Annotated in this window: 20 protein-coding genes; 9 read left to right on the top strand and 11 right to left on the bottom strand. The window is 69.1% G+C overall.

The window, feature by feature from the left end; all coding sequences use genetic code 11:
- Nucleotide 1 precedes the first annotated feature (1 nt).
- Together ACT3T9_RS15870 and ACT3T9_RS15865 are read right to left on the bottom strand one after the other, a co-directional pair.
- Nucleotides 2-403 (bottom strand): Rv3235 family protein, encoded by a 402-nt coding sequence (locus tag ACT3T9_RS15870; RefSeq protein WP_441443275.1) that lies wholly within the window; start codon nt 401-403, stop codon nt 2-4.
- On the bottom strand, nt 400-1,293 hold the full coding sequence (locus tag ACT3T9_RS15865; RefSeq protein WP_444607010.1) for a LysM peptidoglycan-binding domain-containing protein: 894 nt from the start codon (nt 1,291-1,293) through the stop codon (nt 400-402). Before ACT3T9_RS15865 ends, ACT3T9_RS15870 begins: the two co-directional genes overlap by 4 nt.
- Nucleotides 1,294-1,552: 259 nt before the next feature.
- Here ACT3T9_RS15865 and ACT3T9_RS15860 point away from each other — a divergent pair, with 259 nt between their 5' ends.
- Nucleotides 1,553-2,098: a hypothetical protein gene (locus ACT3T9_RS15860; protein WP_441443273.1), complete on the top strand. Its 546-nt coding sequence runs from the start codon at nt 1,553-1,555 to the stop codon at nt 2,096-2,098.
- A 41-nt stretch (nt 2,099-2,139) separates the two neighbouring features.
- Here the strand turns inward: ACT3T9_RS15860 and ACT3T9_RS15855 are convergent, their stop codons facing one another.
- Nucleotides 2,140-2,379: a helix-turn-helix domain-containing protein gene (locus tag ACT3T9_RS15855; RefSeq protein ID WP_441443272.1), complete on the bottom strand. Its 240-nt coding sequence runs from the start codon at nt 2,377-2,379 to the stop codon at nt 2,140-2,142.
- Between the two features lie 219 nt (nt 2,380-2,598).
- Between ACT3T9_RS15855 and ACT3T9_RS15850 the strand changes: the two genes are divergently transcribed.
- The 3 genes from ACT3T9_RS15850 to ACT3T9_RS15840 are packed head-to-tail and all read left to right on the top strand — an operon-like array spanning nt 2,599 to nt 4,941.
- The gene (locus ACT3T9_RS15850) at nt 2,599-3,240 is read left to right on the top strand and encodes an SAF domain-containing protein (protein ID WP_441443271.1); all 642 of its coding nucleotides are present in this window, start codon (nt 2,599-2,601) and stop codon (nt 3,238-3,240) included.
- Nucleotides 3,237-4,439, top strand: a complete 1,203-nt coding sequence (locus ACT3T9_RS15845) for an AAA family ATPase (RefSeq protein ID WP_441443270.1) — start codon at nt 3,237-3,239, stop codon at nt 4,437-4,439. The genes ACT3T9_RS15850 and ACT3T9_RS15845 overlap by 4 nt, the downstream gene beginning before the upstream one ends.
- Before the next feature lie 16 nt (nt 4,440-4,455).
- Nucleotides 4,456-4,941 carry a DUF6912 family protein gene (locus ACT3T9_RS15840; RefSeq protein ID WP_441443269.1) on the top strand — a complete coding sequence of 162 codons (486 nt, stop codon included), beginning with the start codon at nt 4,456-4,458 and terminating at the stop codon, nt 4,939-4,941.
- A gap of 19 nt (nt 4,942-4,960) precedes the next feature.
- On the opposite strand, the gene ACT3T9_RS15835 is transcribed toward ACT3T9_RS15840, so the two are convergent.
- Nucleotides 4,961-5,467 carry a DUF2505 domain-containing protein gene (locus tag ACT3T9_RS15835; protein ID WP_441443268.1) on the bottom strand — a complete coding sequence of 169 codons (507 nt, stop codon included), beginning with the start codon at nt 5,465-5,467 and terminating at the stop codon, nt 4,961-4,963.
- A gap of 108 nt (nt 5,468-5,575) precedes the next feature.
- Here ACT3T9_RS15835 and ACT3T9_RS15830 point away from each other — a divergent pair, with 108 nt between their 5' ends.
- Nucleotides 5,576-7,069 (top strand): sensor histidine kinase, encoded by a 1,494-nt coding sequence (locus ACT3T9_RS15830; RefSeq protein ID WP_441443267.1) that lies wholly within the window; start codon nt 5,576-5,578, stop codon nt 7,067-7,069.
- Between the two features lie 116 nt (nt 7,070-7,185).
- Here ACT3T9_RS15830 and ACT3T9_RS15825 read toward each other — a convergent pair whose 3' ends face one another.
- Nucleotides 7,186-7,434, bottom strand: a complete 249-nt coding sequence (locus ACT3T9_RS15825) for a WhiB family transcriptional regulator (protein ID WP_299304496.1) — start codon at nt 7,432-7,434, stop codon at nt 7,186-7,188.
- A gap of 386 nt (nt 7,435-7,820) precedes the next feature.
- Here ACT3T9_RS15825 and ACT3T9_RS15820 point away from each other — a divergent pair, with 386 nt between their 5' ends.
- Entirely contained in the window at nt 7,821-8,273 is a 453-nt protein-coding gene (locus ACT3T9_RS15820; protein WP_441443266.1) for a hypothetical protein, read from the top strand.
- A 247-nt stretch (nt 8,274-8,520) separates the two neighbouring features.
- Here ACT3T9_RS15820 and ACT3T9_RS15815 read toward each other — a convergent pair whose 3' ends face one another.
- The 6 genes from ACT3T9_RS15815 to ACT3T9_RS15790 all read right to left on the bottom strand — a co-directional run bounded on the left by ACT3T9_RS15815 (nt 8,521) and on the right by ACT3T9_RS15790 (nt 16,135).
- Entirely contained in the window at nt 8,521-11,034 is a 2,514-nt protein-coding gene (locus ACT3T9_RS15815) for an ABC transporter permease (RefSeq protein ID WP_441443265.1), read from the bottom strand.
- Entirely contained in the window at nt 11,034-11,783 is a 750-nt protein-coding gene (locus ACT3T9_RS15810) for an ABC transporter ATP-binding protein (RefSeq protein ID WP_441443264.1), read from the bottom strand. Before ACT3T9_RS15810 ends, ACT3T9_RS15815 begins: the two co-directional genes overlap by 1 nt.
- A 194-nt stretch (nt 11,784-11,977) precedes the next feature.
- A complete protein-coding gene (locus ACT3T9_RS15805) occupies nt 11,978-12,667 on the bottom strand; it encodes a response regulator (protein ID WP_444591995.1) in 690 nt (229 codons plus the stop codon).
- 78 nt (nt 12,668-12,745) lie between these two features.
- Nucleotides 12,746-14,008: a sensor histidine kinase gene (locus ACT3T9_RS15800; RefSeq protein WP_441443262.1), complete on the bottom strand. Its 1,263-nt coding sequence runs from the start codon at nt 14,006-14,008 to the stop codon at nt 12,746-12,748.
- Nucleotides 14,009-14,226: 218 nt separating this feature from the next.
- Nucleotides 14,227-14,973, bottom strand: a complete 747-nt coding sequence (locus tag ACT3T9_RS15795; protein WP_444607009.1) for an SOS response-associated peptidase — start codon at nt 14,971-14,973, stop codon at nt 14,227-14,229.
- A 1-nt stretch (nt 14,974) separates the two neighbouring features.
- Nucleotides 14,975-16,135, bottom strand: coding sequence for a YihY/virulence factor BrkB family protein (locus ACT3T9_RS15790; protein WP_444607008.1), 1,161 nt, complete (start codon nt 16,133-16,135; stop codon nt 14,975-14,977).
- Nucleotides 16,136-16,329: 194 nt separating this feature from the next.
- Here ACT3T9_RS15790 and ACT3T9_RS15785 point away from each other — a divergent pair, with 194 nt between their 5' ends.
- Genes ACT3T9_RS15785 through ACT3T9_RS15775 form a run of 3 tightly spaced genes read left to right on the top strand, consistent with a single transcriptional unit; the run spans nt 16,330 to nt 19,366 of the window.
- A complete protein-coding gene (locus tag ACT3T9_RS15785) occupies nt 16,330-17,556 on the top strand; it encodes a CpaF family protein (protein ID WP_444607007.1) in 1,227 nt (408 codons plus the stop codon).
- Nucleotides 17,553-18,425 (top strand): type II secretion system F family protein, encoded by an 873-nt coding sequence (locus tag ACT3T9_RS15780; protein WP_441443258.1) that lies wholly within the window; start codon nt 17,553-17,555, stop codon nt 18,423-18,425. Before ACT3T9_RS15785 ends, ACT3T9_RS15780 begins: the two co-directional genes overlap by 4 nt.
- Nucleotides 18,422-19,366 (top strand): type II secretion system F family protein, encoded by a 945-nt coding sequence (locus ACT3T9_RS15775; protein WP_444601049.1) that lies wholly within the window; start codon nt 18,422-18,424, stop codon nt 19,364-19,366. Before ACT3T9_RS15780 ends, ACT3T9_RS15775 begins: the two co-directional genes overlap by 4 nt.
- Nucleotides 19,367-19,511: the final 145 nt, after the last annotated feature.

Below are 19,511 nucleotides of genomic sequence, written 5' to 3'. Positions count from 1 at the left end.
CTCAGCCGATCTCCAGCACCGTCACGCGCCACCCCGTGTGCCGCAGCTCCCAGCGCATGGCCATGAATCGTGCGCGGTCGGGCTCTCTGAGCACGCAGCTGGCTTCGACGGTGTGATCGTTGACCACGCAGATCCGCACCCCGGTCACCATCAGCTGTCGTGCAGGCGCGAAGCCGGTGGTGGCCCGGAGCCGACGGGTCAGTGCGGCGCGCCGCGCGAGCTGCTGGCTGATCTCAGGGGTGACCAGGCGGGTCAGTGAGTTCTCCGGCCGCATGTCGCGCACGATCTCGACAGCGCGCCGAGCCACCGGCACGACCAGATGCTCTATCGCCCGCGGATCGTCAGGGGCGTAGGTCTCGGCATTGGCGGCCTGGGCGGCGGGGCGCTGATCTGTGGCACTCATGGCATGTCCTTGGTGGTCAGTGCGTGGGGGACGGTGAGTTCCATCCCGGGGACCAGGTGATCCGGGTCTGCCCCGATCACCACGTAGTTGGCCTCATGCAGCAGCGGCCATGAGGCGGAGATCTCCGCGGCAGCGGTCGCTCTGGGAGAGAGCAGGTCGTCCGTGATGCTCCACAGGCTGTCTCCGCTGCGCACGATCACGATGTGCGGGCTGGACATTGTCGTCTCGTCCGTCGTCTCGTCCTCTGCGGGTGCCGCTGTGGGTGCCGCAGAGGCCGGGGAGACGGTCGAGGCTGACCCGTCGGGAGCCGGCTGGGTGGCGGAGGGCTCCTCGGCCCAGTCCAGCGGGGGCAGCAGCGCTCTGCTCTCGGCGGCGTCACTTCCGGCAGCAGAGCCTGATGCCGCGGGCTCCGGTGAGGGAGCCGCAAGCGGGCCGTCTGTGGGCAGCAGCTGGGCGGTCTGGGCGGGAGCCCGCTCGCTCAGAGCCGAGGAGGCGGGATGTCCTTCGCTCGCCGTCGCAGGGGCGAGCACGAGGGCGGTCGCCGTCGTCGCGACTGCGGCCCCGGTGGCCACTCGCTGGGCGAGCCGTGGTGCGAGCAGTCGCAGCGCAGCCAGTGAGGCGGTGCCGATGCGGGTAGCGGGCCCAGCCAGGAGCACGGCAGTGGCGAGCCCCCAGACGACCGTGAGATAGAGGCAGAGCAGAGCGCCCAGTGCGGCGAGCACGACCAGCACCCAGCCGATCAGTGCCTGGTCCGCGTGGGAGGTCTCTGCTGTTCTGCGCAGCGAGTCGGTTGCGGCTGTCATACCGGCGGTACCGCTCGCCGCGAGCAGCATGCACAGGAACGTGGTCCCTGTGTGTCCCGGCGTCGTCGCCGTGGTGTCGTCCTTCATGGAAGCCCCTGGCTGTGATGGGCCGTCGCTGCAGGGAGCGACGCCGTCCCGTTGGTGTCGTTTGGTGCAGTTTGATGCATCTAGTGCTTCTTGGGAGCAATTTATCGTGTTGTGATGCAGGACGCAATGGCGTCGCCGTGAGATGTGGAAGATCGGCAGCTGGGGAGGAACGATCCCCGGCGGCCGCTGAGAGACCCAGGGTCGGCGCAGAGAAGCTTCGGGCCAGGGTGCGGAACCGGGCAGGGCCTAGAGTGGCGCCATGCGATTCGAGCGGATCTTCGAAGACCTCGAGGGACGGTTCGCCCACCATGAGCAGCAGGAGATGCGTGCAGTCTCAGAGGACCTGGCCCGGGCTGAGCGTGCCCAGCTCACACTGGCCGACCGGCTGCGGGGAGCGGGGACGCAGCGGCTGACGCTCCACGTCGGTACCGGGCTGCGTCTCGATGGCACCGTCGAAGGGGTGGGGTCGGACTGGGTTGCACTGCGTGACAGCGCGGGCGGTCAGCGCATCCTGGTCCCGCTCGGAGCGATCGCGCTCGTGCACGGGCTGCCCACAAGGGCGCGGCTGCCCGAGGAGTCGCTACGATCGCCGCTCGGTCTGGGCTCCGTCCTGCGAGAGATCGCAAGGGATCGCAGCATCGTGCGGCTGGAGACCACTGCCGGCGGAGTGATCGGTCGGATCGCGGCGGTGGGTGCTGACACGCTGGATCTCCATGCGCTGCCTACCGGGGAATCGGTGCTGGTCCCCGGATCAGAACGGCTCACCGTGGCGATCGCCGCGCTGCAGGCCGTGCTGCCGCGCTGAACTCCGTGCGTCGCAGGACCGACCTGCAAGGAGCTGTGCGGTCAGCTCTTCCCGCCAGCCTTCAGCTGCTCCCGCTGGCGCTCCTCCTCGAGGATGCTCGCGGTCGCCTCGTAGCTGCGCTGGATGTATGACTCGATCTCCGTGACCTCGACCCGCCACTGACCCCGCCCGCCGACCTTGATCGCCCGCAGTTCCCCGGAGCGCACCAGAGCGTACGCCTGCGACGCGGAGATGGAGAGCATCTCCGCGACATCAGACAGCGGGACGAAACGTGGCGACATCGACGATCCTTCCGAGCGGAGCACCTGGAGGTGAGGCCCGGCCATTCTCTCATCCTCGGCACTGACCGCCCTCCCCGCTGTGGACAGCCGCCATCCATCTGCCTCGGCGGCCCGGATATCCACAAAGCTCCCGCATCGGCCCCATCGGAGCCCCTGCTGTCGTAACCTCCCGGGAGGTCCCGGTACCCCGGGATCCCAGCGAGGGGGCAGGAGAGGGCAGTGGGGGCTACCGCACCGATGATGAGGCTGCGCCGACCACGATGGAAGGATCCGCGTCTGATCGTAGGGATCGTCCTGGTCGTCGCCAGCGTGCTGATGGGAGCCCTGCTGGTCTCTCGACTCTCCGAGACGACGCCGGTCCTGGTCACCCGCTCTCCGATCGTGCCCGGGGACCCGATCGACTCCGCGGACCTGGTGGTCGTGGAGATGAGGCTCGGGGACCAGACGGCTCTCTACGCCGGGAACGTGGAGTCGATCCCCGCCGGCGCGGTCGCCACCCGCACCGTGCATGAGGGGGAATTGCTCCCGATGTCGGCGATCGGGCAGGCAGCTGACGTGACGCTGAGACCCGTGGTGATCCCGGTCGACGCGACCGTGGCAGAGTCCGTCGTCCCCGGTGCGACCGTGGAGCTCTGGCATACCGCTCCCACGAGTGCTGACTCCGAGGACGCACAGGCAGTGCTGCTGGTTCCCGACGCCGTGGTCCGCCGCATCGATGAGGGCAGCTCGCTGGGCATGCGGTCGATGGCCGTCGAGGTGCTGGTGCCCAGTGGCAGCGTCGGAGCGGTGCTCGAGGTGCTCTCGAAAGATGAACGGCTGGACGTGATCGGCGTCCCCGGCGCCCATGGACTCGCGCCATGATCGACATCGTGCTCTGCGCCTCGGGCAGCGATGAGGTACGCATCGTGCACGACCTGGCGGTGGACCGTGACCGCACGGCCCGGGTGGTGCGCCGATGCGCGGATCTCGCCGAGACCCTCGCGGTGACTGCAGCGGGGATCGGTGACGTGGTGCTCATCGACGTGTCGGTCCGCGGTTTGGGACGCGATGCGATCGCTGCGATGATGCGGGACGCCACGGTGGTGGGACTGCAATCCGAGGAGGCTGCGGAGAAGACCGGGCTCGGACTGCGTCATGTGCTCCCCGCCCATTCCTCGATCGACGAGATCCTGGCCGCGGTCTCCGCGGCAGTCTCGGGGGAGCAGGAGCAGGCGGACTCCTGGGTGCAGGAGGCGTCGGACCTCGAGGATGTGCCGACAGGTCGGCTGGTGGCGGTGTGGGGGCCGACGGGGTCCCCCGGCCGATCCCTGATCGCGGTCAACCTGGCCGCCGAGGCTGCAGCGAGCGGGGAGGACACGGTCCTGGTCGACGCAGACACCTATGGCCCCTCGCAGAGCCAGCTGCTCGGAGTGCTGGATGAGGCGCCCGGTCTGGTGGCCGCGGCACGTGCCCATGACCGCGACACCCTGGACGAGGAGACCCTGGAGTCCTTGCTGCCGCTGGTCCAGCCCCACCTGCACCTGCTCAGCGGGATCGGGGTCCCCGGCCGCTGGGCAGAGCTGCGCCGAACCTCGATGGAAGGCGTCTGGGGAGCGCTGGCGAGACGAGGCGGGCTCGTGCTCGCCGATATCGGTCCGGTGCTGGAGGAGGACGAGGAGCTCAGCTACGACACCGCCGCACCGCAGCGCAACGCCGCGGCGATCAGCGCGATCGAGGCGGCCGACGCGGTGATCGCGGTGGTCACCGCCGATCCCATCAGCATCACCCGATTGCTCCGCGAGCACACCAGGCTGGAGGAGCTGGGGGTGAGAGAGCTCCATGTCGTGGTCAACCGGGTGGGGGCGCCGGTTCCGGGTGACCGGGTGCGGGACCTGATCGCCTCGCGGATCCCGGTCGCCTCCCTGAACCTGCTGCCCGATGATCCGATCGCCTGCCGGACCGCGGGCTGGGACGGGGCTCTGCTCGCCGAGATTGCTCCACGTTCGGCGCTGCGCAAGGGGCTGCGGGATATCGCGGCCTCTCCTGTTCTGCGCGGCCAGGGTGTTCCGGCACGAGGCTGAGGGAGCCGGTGAGAAGATGACCTCCATGAGGATCTACCTGCCGCTGACCGACCAGGACCGACGCACGCTCGAGGGCGCAGGCGCCCGACTCGATCTCGAGGCGGGCCGCACCGCCTGGGCGGTCACCGTCGAAGCGCGTGCAGACCGCTCCGGCGAGGACGAGGAGGACCTCGAGTACGACGCTCTCCAGGACGCGGTCCATGTCGCCTTCAGCACGGGACGGAGCAGCGCGAGGGCGCTCGTGATCGCCGCAGATGTGCCCGACGGCGCATTGTCGCCCGGAGCCGAGGACAGTGGAGTCTTCGGAGTCGTCCTGAGGGAAGCGACCTCTGCCAGGATCGCGAGCCTTCATGTCACCGAGCAGGATGCGGCGGCTGCGCATGCTGACGACACGGATCCCGCCCTGCTGTGGTTCGACACCAGCGAGGCGACCGACGCCCTGGACTATCTGGACGCCGCCGCCTCGGACGTCGCAGCTACAGACGCCGCAACGAAGAGCTGACCGTCCTTGGAGGGGTCGCTCAGCGGGTCGTCGACTCGAGATAGGTCGACGCTGAGCGCTCTTCGGCGCGGAGCACTGTAGAGACGTAGGGGATCGCCGCCTTCTCCAGGCGCGGCCCCAGCAGCGGGACCTTCGCGACCAGATCGCCGTCGATTTCGACCGTGCTGGTCGATTCTCCGGTGGGGGTGAGGCGCAGCGTCGCGGTGAGTCCGGCGGGAGTGCCGACGACGTCTAGGTGCATGGTGCCTCGGCGGCTGCCGTCCTGCTCGGGCGCGGACCAGGACTGCTCCTCACGAATGGTGACCGAGGAGCCGACGAAGGGCCGCACCATGTCCGGCACCCGGTCGGTCGGCATCGACAGCTCGGTGCGCACGGTGAAGGAACCGGCAGGGTCCCCCTCCAGGGTGGATTTTGCCTGTGCGGCGCCGAGCGTGCGCCGGCGGATCCCGGTGTACTCCGGATCGGCGTACATCTCCGCAGCGGCGCGTGCGGACAGCGGGAGGTTCAAAGTCTCGCGAAGCTTCATCCTGGTCCTTCCTCGGAACGGTTCGGGCCCAGCCTAGAACAGTGCGGAGGAGCCGCTCGCCGGTGGGACGGTCACCGGCCAGGTGACGCGGACGCCTATCCTGTTCCCATGCCGAGCCTGTCCAAGTTCCTCGCCGACAACCGTGGTCTCTCCGAGAAGGAAGCGGACTGGTTGCAGCACCTGGTCGGTGACTGGAACCTGCTGTCCGACCTTCTGCGTGCCGACCTCGTGCTGTGGATCCAGGAGGATGACGGTCCGCTGGCTGTCGCGCACTGCCGTCCTGCCACCGGTCCGACCGTCTACTACGAGGATCCCGTCGGCACCACGAGCGACGGCGGTGAACAGGGCACCGAGATCGCGCGGCTGCTGGCCGGAGGGGACCCGCTCCGTGTCACCACCGAGATCGAACGAGAAGGGCGTCGGGCGATGGGGACCCTGGTCCCGGTGCGCAAGAACGGCCGCACCCTCGCCGCGCTGGCCGCCGAGGTCCCCGAGGCGGACCATCAGCCGTCCGACAACGAGATCCACCAGCGTGCGCTGGGCCACCGCCTGCTGCGGATGCTCGAGAACGGTGCCTTCCCGATCGCGGGTGCACCGATCCCGCCCCGGCGCGGTGCGCCCCGGGTCGGGGACGGGGTGGTCGAGCTCGATGAGTCCGGGATCGTCCAGTGGACCTCACCGAATGCACGCTCGGCCTTCCATCGTTTCGGCATCGCAGGGGACATGGAGGGCATCACGCTCGCCGAACTGTCCACCGAGATGCTCCAGTCCCGTTCCCCGGTCGATGAATCCCTGCCGCTGGTGCTGATGGGTCGCGCCGCCTGGCGCTCCGACATGGAAGCGCGCGGGGGGACCCTCTCCCTGCGAGCAGTGCCGCTGACCGAGCAGGGCCGCCGCACCGGTGCGGTGATCCTGGTGCGGGACGTGACCGAGCTGCGTCGCCGCGAGCGTGAGCTGATCACCAAGGACGCGACCATCCGCGAGGTGCACCACCGGGTGAAGAACAATCTGCAGACGGTGGCTGCGCTGCTGCGGATGCAGTCACGACGTATGAAGACGGATGAGGCGCGGGAGGCGCTGGCCGAAGCGATGCGCCGAGTCTCGACCATCGCCCTGGTCCATGAGTCCCTGCTCCAGGGATCTCAGGAGGCCGTCCACTTCGACGAGGTCATCGACCGCTGCCTGCGGCTGGCAGTGGATGCAGCGAGCGCATCCGTCCATCGCGCGGGGACCCCGCAGCTGACCGACAGCCAGGTCGAGGTGCGCACGCAGAAGATCGGCCGGGTGGGGTCCATCCGGGCGGAGGAGGCGACGCCGTTGGCTCTGGTGGTCACCGAGCTTGCGACCAATGCGGTCGAGCATGGGCTCTCCGAGACCGGGGGGACGCTCACCATCCGCAGCGATCGCACCGGATCCCATCTCGTCATCTCCATCGAGGATGACGGTATGGGCATGGGGGCTGCGAAGCCGACGGGGCTGGGCACGAACATCGCCCTGACCCTGGTGCAGGGCCAGCTCGGCGGGACGCTCACCTGGGAGGACCGCCCGGAAGGCGGGACCAGGGCGATGGTCGAGGTCTACCTGGATCCGCTCACGATCTGAGCGGGGACCGCTCACGAGCCGAGGACCGGGCAGGAGCCAGCCGGGGGCGTCGGTCAGGAAGCGCAACTGGGTCCTGCGGCGCCACGCTCAGAGGGGGGCGCCGCAGGACGGAGAAATCAGCTTGCGCGTCGGGCGCGGGCGTTCCGGCGCTTCAGGGAACGGCGCTCATCCTCGGAGAGTCCGCCCCAGACGCCAGAATCCTGGCCGGTCTCGAGCGCGAACTTGAGGCAGGCTGTCATGACGTCACAGCCCTGGCACACCGCCTTCGCTTCCTGGATCTGGGTGATCGCCGGTCCGGTGTTCCCGATCGGGAAGAACAGCTCGGGATCATGCTTGAGGCACTCGGCACGGTGGCGCCAGTCCATCGTCACTCTCTCTTTCCAGGACGCCCCGCCCCGCCCCGTGGGGCGTGGCGCGGCGAGGGTCACCCTCAACGGGGCGTTCTCGGGTCTCTGGCTCTTCGGGGCAGGACGGGGAGCGGATGCTCCCGCGATGTCCATCAGCCCGACGAGCCGATCTCCATTCTCTGGGGCGGTCGGGAACTCGACAAGGGCCAGGATGGGCAAGCCTGGTGGCACTTCCCACACCGTCTGAGTCCGGGCCGCAGCAGGCGTGATGCCGGGCACGAAGGCGTTGCATCCGGGTGCGGAAGGTGCTTCAGAAGCTGCCTGTGCGGGCGTCGGCGGGCTCGAGGAATGACGAGGCCGGGGAGGTGACGTCCCGGCACAGGCGCGGAGATTACAGTGCCCTCATGCCCACCGAATCCCATACCTCCACGCGCGGAGGCTCTCGAGACGACCGCGCTCGCGGATCTGAGGACGGCCCGGATCCGAGCCCTCGCAGCCGCCCGATCGTCGCCCTGCTGCTGGGCATCGAGGCGCTGCTGCTCGCATCGGCCGCCACCTACTGCTTCGTCGTGGTCGCCGGCGGCGGCCTGCACACCCGCCTCGGGATAGGCCTCGGGGTCTTCCTGCTCCTGTTCGCGCTGCTGCTCGCACTGGCCGCGCGCTCGATCCTCCTCAGGGGCCGCTTCGGACTCGGATGGGGCATCACCTGGCAGCTCTTCCAGGCCCTGGTGGGGGCGAGCATGCTCAACGCCTCCATGTACTGGCAGGGCACCCTCGCACTGATCCTCGCGATCACGCTGTTCGTGCTGCTGACTCGACTGGTCCACTCCACACCCCTGCCGCACCGCGGCGACTGAGGACTGGCCGCTGCGCCGCGCAGCCGTGAGCGGTGGCGGCGAGCCTCCGAAGCGAGCAGCGGCCGACCCTCGAGGAGAGAACGACGACGCGCGGTGAACGACGACCCGCGGCGAACGACGACCCGCGGTGAGAGAACAGAGGGGCACAGCCCAGACACAGCCCAGGCCCTGCCCCGGAGCACTCCGGAGCAGGGCCTGGACTGTGCAGGGACCTCAGCGTAGGGACCTCTGCAGCCCCCTCAGCGGCTCATTCGTTGTCCGCGAGTGCCGCGGCGGGTGCCGTCCGGGCGGCGGTGCGCCCGGGGAGAACCGAGGCGAGAGCACCGGCGATGCTGGCCAGCAGCAGCACCAGGCCGACCTGCCCCCACGGGATCGTCATCGTGACGGGATACGCGGACCCCAGCAGGGCGTTGATACCCAGGATCCCGTAGGCGCTGCCGATCACGATGCCCAGCACCGCACCGACCAGCGCCAGCAGCACACCCTCCCAGCCGAGCATCGCGCGCATCTGGCCGCGAGTGGTGCCCAGCGCTCGCAGCAGGGCGTTCTCCCCGGTGCGCTCGATGACGCCGAGGCTCAGCGTGTTGGCGACACCCACCAGGGCCACGAGCACGGCGACTGCGAGCAGGCCGACGGTGATCCCCAGCAGGATGGTGAGGATCTGGCCGTAGGCCTCCCGTTCCATCCCGCCGAAGTCGGCGGAGGCCTCTGAGAAGCCCTCGCCCATCAGCACCTCGTCGACAGCTCCCACCAGGTCGAGAGCCTCCACACCCTCCCGCTCGGGCGTGCCGGGATCGGCGAAGTCGCCGAAGATCGCCGTCGTGGCCTCGTCCCCCACGATCTCCTCGAACGTCGCCGGGCTCACGAAGGACAGCTGCAGGTTGGCATCGATCTGGACCCGCAGCTCGTGCACAGCGCCGTCGGCGCCCTCGACCTGAAGAATCTGACCATCGGTGACGCCGAAGCGCTCGGAGCGCTCCTGACCCAGCAGCACCACGCCGTCCACGAGCTCATCGGCCATGCCCGGTCGGTGCGAGGTCTCCCGCACCGCATCGCGGGAGATGCCATAGAGGGTCATCGGCTCGGGGACGCCCACCTGGATGTCCCCGCGGCTCCCCTCTTGGGCGGTGTCGATGCCATCCAGGGCGAGGACCTGCTCCAAGGCATCATCGGGCACCTCCTCGGCGGAGATGACCATGTCGATCGGGCGCCGTGAATCGAGCTCCGAGATGAGCGTCGCTTCGGCGGTGCGGGCTCCGACGGCCATCATCGTCATGAGCGTGGTGCCGATCAGGAGGGCGGCGATCGTGGCTGCGCTGCGCCGCGGATTGCGGGCGACGTTCGCGCTCGCGATCCGCGCCGGGAGTCCGCCGACCCTGCCCATGATGCGGCCGACGAGGGCCGAGAGGGGCCGGGTGAGGACGACCAGCGAGAGCAGGATGCCGGTGAAGCTGACCACGCCGCCGAGCATCGCCAGCAGGATGCCGATCGTGGCGTTGCCGTTCATGGCCAGGGCGGTGCCTCCGGCCATGACGGCGATGCCGAGGATGACGGCGCCCAGGCCGAGGGCACCTCGCAGGCCGATGCCGTGATGTATCGCGGGAGGGACCGGGCGCAGCGCCTGCAGGGGTGCCACCCTGGTGGCCGACCGCATGGGGGCGAGGCTCGCGAGCAGCGTGATCGCCACGCCGGCGAGCAACGGCAGCAGGAGGGACCAGAGGCTGAAGGGCACCAGCATCACGCCGTCCAGCCAGCCGACGCCGGCGGATATCGCCAGTGCGAGCTGCACCAGGAGATGCCCGCCGATCATGCCCGCCGCGGCACCGATCAGGCCGACGCTCAGCGACTCCCGCAGCACGACGCCGCGCACCTGCGAGCGCGTCGCCCCGAGGGTGCGCAGCAGCGCCAGGCTCCTGGTGCGCTGGGCGATGGTCACGGCGAAGGTGTTCGCGATGACCACGGCGCTGGTGAACAGGGCGATCACCACGAAGACGGCGAGCACCATCCCCAGGGCCGCGAAGTCGCCCAGGAACTGCCCGGCGGCCGCGTCCTCGGCCTCCTCGACGGTGCGCACGCTCTGGTCGTCCGTCGTCGCCGCGGATGCGACAGCGGCAGGGTCCGTGCCCTCGGCCACGGTGGCGAGCCAGGTCTCGGTGATGGTGCCGGCATTCGGCCCGAGCAGGTCGACGGCAGTGGCCTCGGAGATCAGCACCCGTGGCGTGCCGCCGAAGACGGCACCCTGCGGGGCGGAGGCGATGCCGACGACCGTCAGCGGGAGCTCCTGGTTGCTCGGAGTCCACTCGGCCGGCACCGTGACGGTGTCCCCGAGGTCGACGCCGAGCTGTTCCACCGCGGCGGTGTCGAGCACGATCTCCGTGCTCGAGGCGGGCAGGACGCCCTCCTGCATGGAGTCTGCCTCCGGCTGCCCCGGCGGCAGCAGGGAGAGCGAGAGGAAACTGCTGTCACCCTCCGCGGAGGTGAGCTCGAAGTACTCCTGCAGCTGGGGCCACACGGCGTCGGCTCCCTCGACCTGCGGTGCCTCGAGCGGCGCCTCGGTCATCCACTGCTCATCGGTCAGCGGGCGAACGATCTCGAGGTCCGCGCCCTCGTACTGCTGGGAGGCCTGTGAGCGCAACGAGGCCTGCATGAGGTTCCCGGCCAGCACCATCACGGCGACGAAAGCACAGGACAGGGCGATGGTGACGACGGCCGCGAGGTGCCTTCGCAGCGGAGTGAGCTTCACCGGAGTGCGCAGGGCCATCAGCGCTCGCCCCGCAGATCCTCGTCACGGGCGATCCGGCCGTCGGCCAGCGTGATGATGCGGTCCGCGCGCTCGGCGGCGTCCCGCTCATGGGTGACCATGACGACCGTCTGGCCGAACTGGTCCACCGAGAGCCGCAGGAACTCCAGGACCTCCTCGGTGGTGCGGGAGTCGAGGTTGCCGGTGGGCTCATCGGCGAAGACCACGGCGGGGGAGGTGACCAGGGCGCGGGCGATGGCGACGCGCTGCACCTGACCGCCGGAGAGCTGCGAGGGCAGATGGGAGAGCCGGTCGGTGATCCCGAAGGCGGAGGTGATGGTGTCCAACCAGGTGCGGTCCACGCGCTTCCCGGCCAGCTCCAGGGGCAGCAGGATGTTCTGCTCGGCGGTGAGCATCGGAAGCAGGTTGAAGGACTGGAACACGAAGCCGATGCGTTCCCGGCGGAGCTTGGTGAGGGCGTCATCGCCGAGCGCGGTGATCTCGGTGCCATCGATGCTGATGGATCCGTGGTCGACGTCGTCGAGTCCCGCCAGGGTGTGCAGCAGCGTGGACTTCCCAGACCCGGAGGGGCCCATGATGGCGGTGAACTCCGCGCGGGCTATTTCGAGGTCCACGGCATCCAGAGCGGTCACGATCCCGGCCCCGGTGCCGTAGGTGCGGGTGACGGCGCGGGCGGTGATGGCGGGCGGTGCAGGGGCCGCAGCGGCGGTGCCGCCGGAGGAGGGCACGGCGAGTGGCTGGGAAGTCATCGGAGTCCTTCACGAGGAGGTAAGCGGTCGTGATCGATGATCCCGTGGCGGGGGATGCTGCCGCGTCAGCCTGTGGTCGCGCTGTCGGAGGTCTGGAACGACCTGGAGCGCTGATGCCGTCATACCGGGGTCTGATGCCGCGACGCAGCGGGCTGATACCGACGGTTGGAGCGGCGGCGGTGGGAGGGGCGGGGTCAGCTGGCGCCGGGGGCGACCAGCCCGGTCTCGAAGGCGATGATCACGGCCTGGACCCGGTCCCGGGCGCCGAGCTTGGCGAGAACGCGGCCCACGTGGGTCTTCACGGTCGCCTCGGCGACGAAGAGCTCCGCCCCGATCTCGCGGTTGGAGAAGCCTCGACCCATCAGGGTGAGCACCTCTCGCTCCCGCTCGGTGAGCGGCTCCAGGACCGCCGTGTCCTTCTCCTGCGGATCGGGAGCGCGGACCACGCGCTCCAGCAGGCGGCGAGTTGCCGACGGGGCGATCACGGCGTCCCCGCGGTGGACGGTGCGGATCGCTCCCAGGAGGTCCTCGGGCTGGGCGTCCTTGAGCAGGAAGCCGCTGGCACCGGCCCGGATCGCAGAGACGACGTACTCGTCGAGATCGAAGGTGGTCAGCACGATGATCTTCGGGGAGCGGTCCGCCGGAGCCTGCTCGAGGATCCGGGCAGTGGCCTCGATGCCGTCCATCCGCGGCATGCGCACATCCATGAGGACCACGTCGACGGTGCGGCCGCGCAGCGCCTCGACGGCGTCGACGCCGTCGGAGGCCTGGGCGACGACCTCCATGTCGTCCTGCGAGCCGATCACCATCGTGAAGCCGGCGCGTACCAGCGGCTGGTCATCGACCAGGGCGATGCGCAGCGGTCGGTCGAGGGGATCATTCATCGGGGCTCTCCTGGGAACTCGCAGAGGGGACGGGCGGGGTGGAGGGAGGACATGGTGAAGGGACGGGGACCGACGCGGTCACCAGGCGGTGCGGGCGGCCAGCGGCTCCAAGGATCCGGTCAGCGGCACGGTGGCACGGACCCGGTAGCCGCGAGAGGGGAGCGGACCGGCCTGCAGGGTGCCCCCGAACACCGACATCCTCTCCCGCATCCCGGTCAGGCCGTGCCCTTGGCCGTCGGAGGATGGGTCGGTGCCCTGGCCGTCGTCGAGCACCTCGATGATGAGCTGCTGAGGGGCGCGGGTGATCCGCACGGCGGCGCTGGCGCCGGGGCCTGCGTGTTTGAGGACGTTGGTCAGCGATTCCTGGACCAGACGGAACACGGACACGCCGAGCGCATGGGGAAGGCCGTCCAGCGATCCGTTGATCTCCAGAGCGACGGGAAGCCCCGCCGCGATCACCCGGTCCGTCAGGTCGCCCAGCATCTCCGTGCCCGGCTGCGGGCCGAAGCTGGTCTCATCTTCTTGGCGCAGCACGCCGAGCAGGGAGCGCATGTCGGCCAGCGCCGCTCGACCGGTCTCCCCGATGGTGGCCAGCACCTCGGCGGCCTTCTCCGGCTTCTGCGCGGCGACGAAACGGCCGCCGTCCGCCTGCGCGATGATCACCGAGAGGGAGTGGGCGACCACATCGTGCATCTCACGGGCGATGCGGGCGCGCTCGGCGGCCACCGCGAGGGCGGTGCGCTGCTCTCGCTCGCGGAGGGCCTGCTCGGCCCGGTCACGGGTGAGGGCGAGCTGTCGCACCCGAGCCCGCTGCAGGTTGGCCAGCGCCCAGACCGCGACGATGGTGATGGTGCCGACGAGGCCGAGGCCGAAGAAGCTGATCAGTGCCTCGATCGGCCCGCCGTACTCGCTGCGCAGGGCGTCGATCGCCCAGAACGTGGCCTGTGCGAAGACGCCGAGCATGCCTGCGGCCACGCCGACACCGTGCACGACGGGCCTGCCGTAGGCGACGGCGCAGAACATCGCGTAGAAGGTCATGATGTCGCCCATGACCACCGGGACGTTCACCAGCAGATGGAGCACTGCGAGCCCGCCGATCAGCAGCACGCCGAGCAGCGGCCGCACCCGGCACAGCGCTCCGGCGGCGATCATCGGCACGGTGAACAGGGTCCACCAGCCGATGGATCCGGTCCACAGTGAGAAGAGCAGGGCCAGGAATGAGGCGCCGCCGAAGCCGATCAGGTCGACGGTGCCGGGATTCTCGATGATCCAGCGGAACGGGTCGCGGAAGCGGACGCGCCCGCCGGGTGCGTCCGTCCGATGCTCGGAACCGTTGGTCATGGCCTTGAGGGTACGGGCGCTGCGGTGCCCGGCGCGTCAGACCGCGGTCGGATCTGCGCCGGTGGTCGTCGCCCCAGGGGTGGTGATGTGAGGCCATGGTCGGAGCCGTGCGGAAACCGTGCAGAAACAGCCCAGTGCAGTGCAGTGCAGAGCGGAGCGGTGCGGAACGGAGCGGCGCGGTGCGTTGCGCGGTGGTGAAGTGTGAGTCGAGACGCTGCTCAGAGCAGGGTCTGCGGCGGATCCAGCAGTTCGGGGCCCTCATTGCCGACCTTGCCGATGCCTGGATCCACCTCGCGGACGGCGAGAGTGGCGTCGACCAGCAGGTGAGTGTCGTCCAGGATCCATTCCTGGGCGGCGTGGCGGTCGTCCATCGCCGTGTCGAGCCAGGGATCGAGCTGATCACGCCGCAGCATCACCGGGGTGCGGTCGTGGATCTCGGCGAGTTCTCCGGTCGCCTCCCGGGTGATGATCGTGGCGCTGAGCAGGAAGCGGCCGTCCTCGCTCGCGGCGGGGCCCTCGTGAGATCCCGGACCCTTCCACCAGGAGATCAGGGCTGCCATGTACAGCGCGGAGCCATCCGCCGGGGCGATGAAGTACGGCTGCTTGCGGGTGCCCTTCTCGCCGCGCACCCACTCGTAGTAGCCGTCCATCGGGACGATCGCGCGGTATCGGCCCAGGCTCCCGCGGAAACTGGGCTTCTCCGACAGGGTCTCGCGGCGGGCGTTGAATGTCCGGGAGGAGAACGAGGCCTCCTTCGCGAACGGGGGCAGCAGTCCCCAGCGTGCCACCCGCAGCGCTCGCAGCACTTCGCCGGTCTCTTTGTCGATCGATTCGGTGACCACGTGGATGGGAGCGGTGGGCGGGATGTTCCAGCGGCTGCGCAGATGCGGATCGGTGAGGTCCACGGCGCCGAGGTCGTCCACCAGCGGCTCGATCTCCTGGAAGAAGGCGAAGCGCCCGCACATCTCAGGTGTCCTTCGGCCGCGGATCCGTCGCGTCGGTGTCGGGATCGACGGTGGGCACGCCGTGGCGCGGGGTGAGGCGGGCATCCTCGCCGGTGTACGCCTCGGAGTCGTGGTGGAGGTTCTGGAGCCGGATGTCTCGACCCTCGTCGACGATCTTCTCGTGCTTGGCCTCCGCCTTCTCCGCGCCAGCAGTCTCGCGCATCGGCAGGGCCAGGGAGTCCTCGGCGGGTTTGCCGGCCGCGAGCTCGCGGGCGCGCTCGTACTCGGCATCGACCTCGGCGCCCATGATGATCACGATGTTGATGACCCATAGCGCGAACAGGACGGCCATGATGCCGCCGATGGCGCCGTAGCTGGAGTAGCCGGCGACGGTGCTCATGTAGATGGACAGGGCGACTGCAGCGACGGCGATGCCGAGGATCGCGAACACCCCGCCGGGGGAGATGAACCGGAAGGGCTTCTTGATGTTGGGCGCGCCCCAGTACAGCACCGAGATCAGGGCGAAGGCGATCACCAGGATCACCGGCCACTTGGCCCACGCCCAGATCGGCAGGAAGGAATCCAGGAGGAAGGTCAGCAGACCCTGTGCGCCGATGGTGGAGGCGATCGGGCCCAGCAGACCCTCCACGAGGGATTCGCTGAGGAGGAACGAGACCATCGCCAGCAGGATGCCGAGGATGATCGCAATCGTGAGCAGCAGCATGGTGCCGTTCATACGGATCGGACCGCGACCCTCGGGCACCTCGTAGATGTGGTTCGCGACCCGTCCGAACGCCTTGATATAGGCCGAGGCGGACCACAGAGCCGTCGCGATACCGATGATCAGCGCGACCGTGCCGCCGGTCGAGGAGCCCATCAGGGAGTCGAGCGTCGAGTCGACCGCTCCGCCGACCTCCATCCCGCTGCCGCCGGCCCCGGAGGAGATCGCGTCCTTGATGAGCTGAGCGATCTGATCCTTGATCCCGGACAGCAGCAGCGTGGCCAGCGAGAACAGCGCCAGCAGGGTGGGGGCGATCGAGAGCACCATGAAGTAGGTGAGCTTCGCGGCCTGATCCGTGCCGCCATCGCGCAGGAACTCGGTGAGCACGCGTTTGGCCATGTACTTCACGGTGGTGCCGGACATCGAAGGGGCGTCGTCGCCCTTGGCTGCGGAGTCGGCCATGGGGAGCTCCTGGGATCGGTTGACTCGCGGACAGTTGTCATCCTGCCATGAGCGGGAGCAGGGAGAGTTGTCCACAATCACTGAGAGTGACGAGCGGTGGCGGCTGGTTCCCCCTACAGTGGCGGAGACGACGCGACGTGCGTCACCTCACAACTGTGGGGGCAACCGGTCGGTCGGAGCCGGGAGGGGAATGGATGGACGCCGCCACCATCATCGAGAGCGAATCGCGCGAGCTGATACGCCGTCGCGGGCTCGATGTGCACGCCGATCAGCTGGAACCCTTCATCCGTGAGGTGATCTCCGACTACGATCGGCGCGCCTCCTCGGGTGAGGTCCCGGTGCTGCGCGACGACGACACGATGGTCGCGACGATCGCCGCCCGGATCGGCGGCTTCGGCCCGCTGCAGGAGATGCTCGACGACCCGGGCATCGAGGAAATCTGGTTGAACTCGCCCTCGCAGGTCTTCGTCGCGCGGAACGGGCGCAGCGAGCTGACCACCGTCGTGCTGAGCGATACCGAGGTGCGCGGCATCGTCGAGCGGATGCTGGTCAGCAGCGGCCGCCGGCTCGACATGAGCACACCCTTCGTGGATGCGCTGCTGCCCGACGGGTCGCGATTGCATGTCGTGATCCCCAGCGTGACTCGGACCCATTGGGCGATCAACATCCGAAAGTTCGTGGCGAAGGCATATGACCTGCAGGGTCTGGTGGCCCTCGGCTCCCTTCCGCAGCAGGCCGCGGATTTCCTCGACGCCGCGATCGCCTCCGGGCTCAACGTGATCGCGTCAGGGGCGACAGGCGCCGGAAAAACCACCTTCCTACGCTGCTTGGCACAATCCGTCGGTGCTCGGGAGCGAGTGGTGACGATCGAGGAGGTCTTCGAGCTGAACCTCGCGCTCCGCGACGTGGTGGCGATGCAGACCCGTCAGGCGAACCTCGAAGGCACCGGGGAGATCTCGATGCGAAGGCTCGTGAAGGAAGCGCTCCGCATGCGCCCCAGCCGGATCATCGTCGGTGAGGTCCGTGAGGCGGAGAGCCTCGACATGTTGATCGCGTTGAACAGCGGGCTGCCCGGCCTCGCCTCGATCCACGCGAACTCGGCACGCGATGCCGTCACGAAGCTGTGCACGCTGCCTTTGCTCGCCGGGGAGAACGTGTCGAGCAGGTTCGTGGTCCCCACGGTGGCGAGCGCCATCGACCTGGTGGTCCACCTCGACATGTTCGCGGATGGTCGTCGCCGGGTGCGGGAGATCGTCGGGCTCAGCGGTCGGGTGGAGGACGAGACGATCGAGATCTCCGATGTCTTCTCGCAGCGCGGGGATCGGCTGGTGCGGGGTGACGGTCATCCGCCTCATCCCGAGCGTTTCGCCCGTGCCGGATTCGACCTGACGGCACTGCTGGGGCAGGCGCTGGCGGCATGAGTGATGGAGCTTTCCTGGGACTGATCGCGGGACTCGGCCTGCTTGCGATCTGGTGGTCGATGTGGGAACAGGAGGGCAGCACGAGCCGCCGAGGGGTCGTCGCCCGGGCGATGGATCGACTTCGCGATGATCTGATCAAGGTCGGGCTCGATACGGTTCCGCCCGCCTCGGTGCCGGCACTCAGTGCCGGTCTGGGAGTGGTGGTGGCGGCAGTCCTCTGGGCGATCTCCAGCGCGGTAGTCCCGTCGCTGACGATCGGAGTGGTCGTCTCCGCGCTTCCGGTGCTCGTGCTGCGCTCGGCGGCGCGCCGTCGCACCACCGCCATGCGCGAGGTCTGGCCGGAGGCAGTCGACCACATCAACTCAGCGGTCCGTGCCGGACTGTCGCTCCCGGAAGCTCTCGTCCAGCTCAGCCGTAAGGGGCCTGAGGAGCTGCAACCAGCTTTCGCGGAGTTCGCCCTCGACTACCAGGCCAGCGGTGATTTCGCATCCTGCCTCGATCGGCTCAAGATTCGCCTTGCGGATCCCGTGGGGGACCGGATCGTCGAGGCGCTGCGGATCACCCGGGATGTCGGCGGCACAGATCTCGGCGGCCTGCTCCGCACGCTGTCCGCGTTCCTCCGTGAAGACTCCCGAACCCGCGCGGAGCTGGAGGCCAGGCAGTCCTGGACCGTCAATGCGGCGCGGCTTGCGCTCGGCGCGCCCTGGATAGTGCTGGGTCTGATGGCGACGCGTCCCGAGGCGGCCCAGGCCTACGACTCGGGGACGGGACTCATCGTGATCATGGTCGGAGCGGCCGTCTCCCTGGTCGCGTATCGCATCATGCTGCTGATCGCCAGGCTTCCTCAGGACGAGCGAGTGCTGCGATGAACGGCTCCGTCACCGCGATCTCGGGAATCGTGCTCGGCCTCCTGTTAGGGGTGGGGATCACCCTCCTCGCCTGGCAGCTGCCATGGCTACGCTCGCGGGACCTCGCCGCACGGGTCGATCCATATCTCCGTCGTTCCCGGTCGGCATCGCTGTTCGCCGCGCCGCGAGCGACCAGCCAGGCACGGATCGTGCTGGAAAGATTGATGGGACCAGTCGCGGTTCAAGGGTTGAGCGTGCTCGAACGGCTCACCGGTGGTCCCGAGCAGCTCGAGCGTCGCCTGCGTCTCGCAGGTCGGCGCACCTCGGCAGATTCCTTCCGCATCGAACAGGTGATCTTCGGTGCCGCCGGAATGGTGATCGGTGTCATCCTGGCCGTCCTGGCGATCGGGCTGCGTGGCACGAGCCCGCTGCTCGGCTTCACGATCGTGGTTCTCGGCACGCTGCTCGGAGTGCTGCTGCGCGATTACCTGCTGGGGGTGGAGATCAAGCATCGGGCAGCTCGGATGGCGCGCGAGTTCCCGACCGTCGCGGATCTGCTGGCCCTGGCGGTTGCCGCGGGCGAGAGCCCGATCGCCGCCATGGAGCGCGTGGCCCGTACCTCTTCGGGAGCGCTGCCCGATGAATTCGCAGCGACCGTCGCCGACATCCGTGCCGGCACCAGCGTCTCCCAGGCGCTCGCCTCCCTGGGCTCCCGCACACCTCTGGACTCCTTGAGCCGCTTCGGCGAAGGGGTCTCGATCGCCATCGAGCGCGGCACTCCGCTCGCCGAGGTGCTGCGTGCACAGGCCCAGGATGCCCGCGAAGGATCGAAGCGAGACCTCATGGAGACGGCCGGACAGCGCGAGATCATGATGCTCGTTCCGGTGGTCTTCTTCGTGCTGCCGCTGGTCATCATTTTCGCCATCTTCCCCGGCCTCGCCGTCCTGGAGATCAGCCTCTGACCAGTCCACCCGCCCATTCCGTCGTTCCCGACGGGCTTGACGTGACCCGACCAGACTCGACCTGAACCGAACCGAACCGAACCGAACCGACCCGACCCGACCCGACCTGCACGCCGGAGTTCGCTCCGCACCATCTGCCGAGGAG

Origin of the sequence: Brachybacterium sp. AOP29-B2-41, assembly GCF_052378395.1 — a bacterium.
Lineage (GTDB): Bacteria > Actinomycetota > Actinomycetes > Actinomycetales > Dermabacteraceae > Brachybacterium.
Note: the sequence above shows the minus strand (reverse complement) of the source record. Positions and strands in the feature narration are given on the sequence as shown.

Bases quoted from the DNA above. Each gene is read 5' to 3' on its own strand.
- ACT3T9_RS15870 (WP_441443275.1), bottom strand. From the start codon at position 403: ATGAGTGCCACAGATCAGCGCCCCGCCGCCCAGGCCGCCAATGCCGAG.
- ACT3T9_RS15865 (WP_444607010.1), bottom strand. From the start codon at position 1,293: ATGAAGGACGACACCACGGCGACGACGCCGGGACACACAGGGACCACG.
- ACT3T9_RS15860 (WP_441443273.1), top strand. From the start codon at position 1,553: ATGCGATTCGAGCGGATCTTCGAAGACCTCGAGGGACGGTTCGCCCAC.
- ACT3T9_RS15855 (WP_441443272.1), bottom strand. From the start codon at position 2,379: ATGTCGCCACGTTTCGTCCCGCTGTCTGATGTCGCGGAGATGCTCTCC.
- ACT3T9_RS15845 (WP_441443270.1), top strand. From the start codon at position 3,237: ATGATCGACATCGTGCTCTGCGCCTCGGGCAGCGATGAGGTACGCATC.
- ACT3T9_RS15840 (WP_441443269.1), top strand. From the start codon at position 4,456: ATGACCTCCATGAGGATCTACCTGCCGCTGACCGACCAGGACCGACGC.
- ACT3T9_RS15835 (WP_441443268.1), bottom strand. From the start codon at position 5,467: ATGAAGCTTCGCGAGACTTTGAACCTCCCGCTGTCCGCACGCGCCGCT.
- ACT3T9_RS15830 (WP_441443267.1), top strand. From the start codon at position 5,576: ATGCCGAGCCTGTCCAAGTTCCTCGCCGACAACCGTGGTCTCTCCGAG.
- ACT3T9_RS15825 (WP_299304496.1), bottom strand. From the start codon at position 7,434: ATGGACTGGCGCCACCGTGCCGAGTGCCTCAAGCATGATCCCGAGCTG.
- ACT3T9_RS15820 (WP_441443266.1), top strand. From the start codon at position 7,821: ATGCCCACCGAATCCCATACCTCCACGCGCGGAGGCTCTCGAGACGAC.
- ACT3T9_RS15815 (WP_441443265.1), bottom strand. From the start codon at position 11,034: ATGGCCCTGCGCACTCCGGTGAAGCTCACTCCGCTGCGAAGGCACCTC.
- ACT3T9_RS15810 (WP_441443264.1), bottom strand. From the start codon at position 11,783: ATGACTTCCCAGCCACTCGCCGTGCCCTCCTCCGGCGGCACCGCCGCT.
- ACT3T9_RS15805 (WP_444591995.1), bottom strand. From the start codon at position 12,667: ATGAATGATCCCCTCGACCGACCGCTGCGCATCGCCCTGGTCGATGAC.
- ACT3T9_RS15800 (WP_441443262.1), bottom strand. From the start codon at position 14,008: ATGACCAACGGTTCCGAGCATCGGACGGACGCACCCGGCGGGCGCGTC.
- ACT3T9_RS15795 (WP_444607009.1), bottom strand. From the start codon at position 14,973: ATGTGCGGGCGCTTCGCCTTCTTCCAGGAGATCGAGCCGCTGGTGGAC.
- ACT3T9_RS15790 (WP_444607008.1), bottom strand. From the start codon at position 16,135: ATGGCCGACTCCGCAGCCAAGGGCGACGACGCCCCTTCGATGTCCGGC.
- ACT3T9_RS15785 (WP_444607007.1), top strand. From the start codon at position 16,330: ATGGACGCCGCCACCATCATCGAGAGCGAATCGCGCGAGCTGATACGC.
- ACT3T9_RS15780 (WP_441443258.1), top strand. From the start codon at position 17,553: ATGAGTGATGGAGCTTTCCTGGGACTGATCGCGGGACTCGGCCTGCTT.
- ACT3T9_RS15775 (WP_444601049.1), top strand. From the start codon at position 18,422: ATGAACGGCTCCGTCACCGCGATCTCGGGAATCGTGCTCGGCCTCCTG.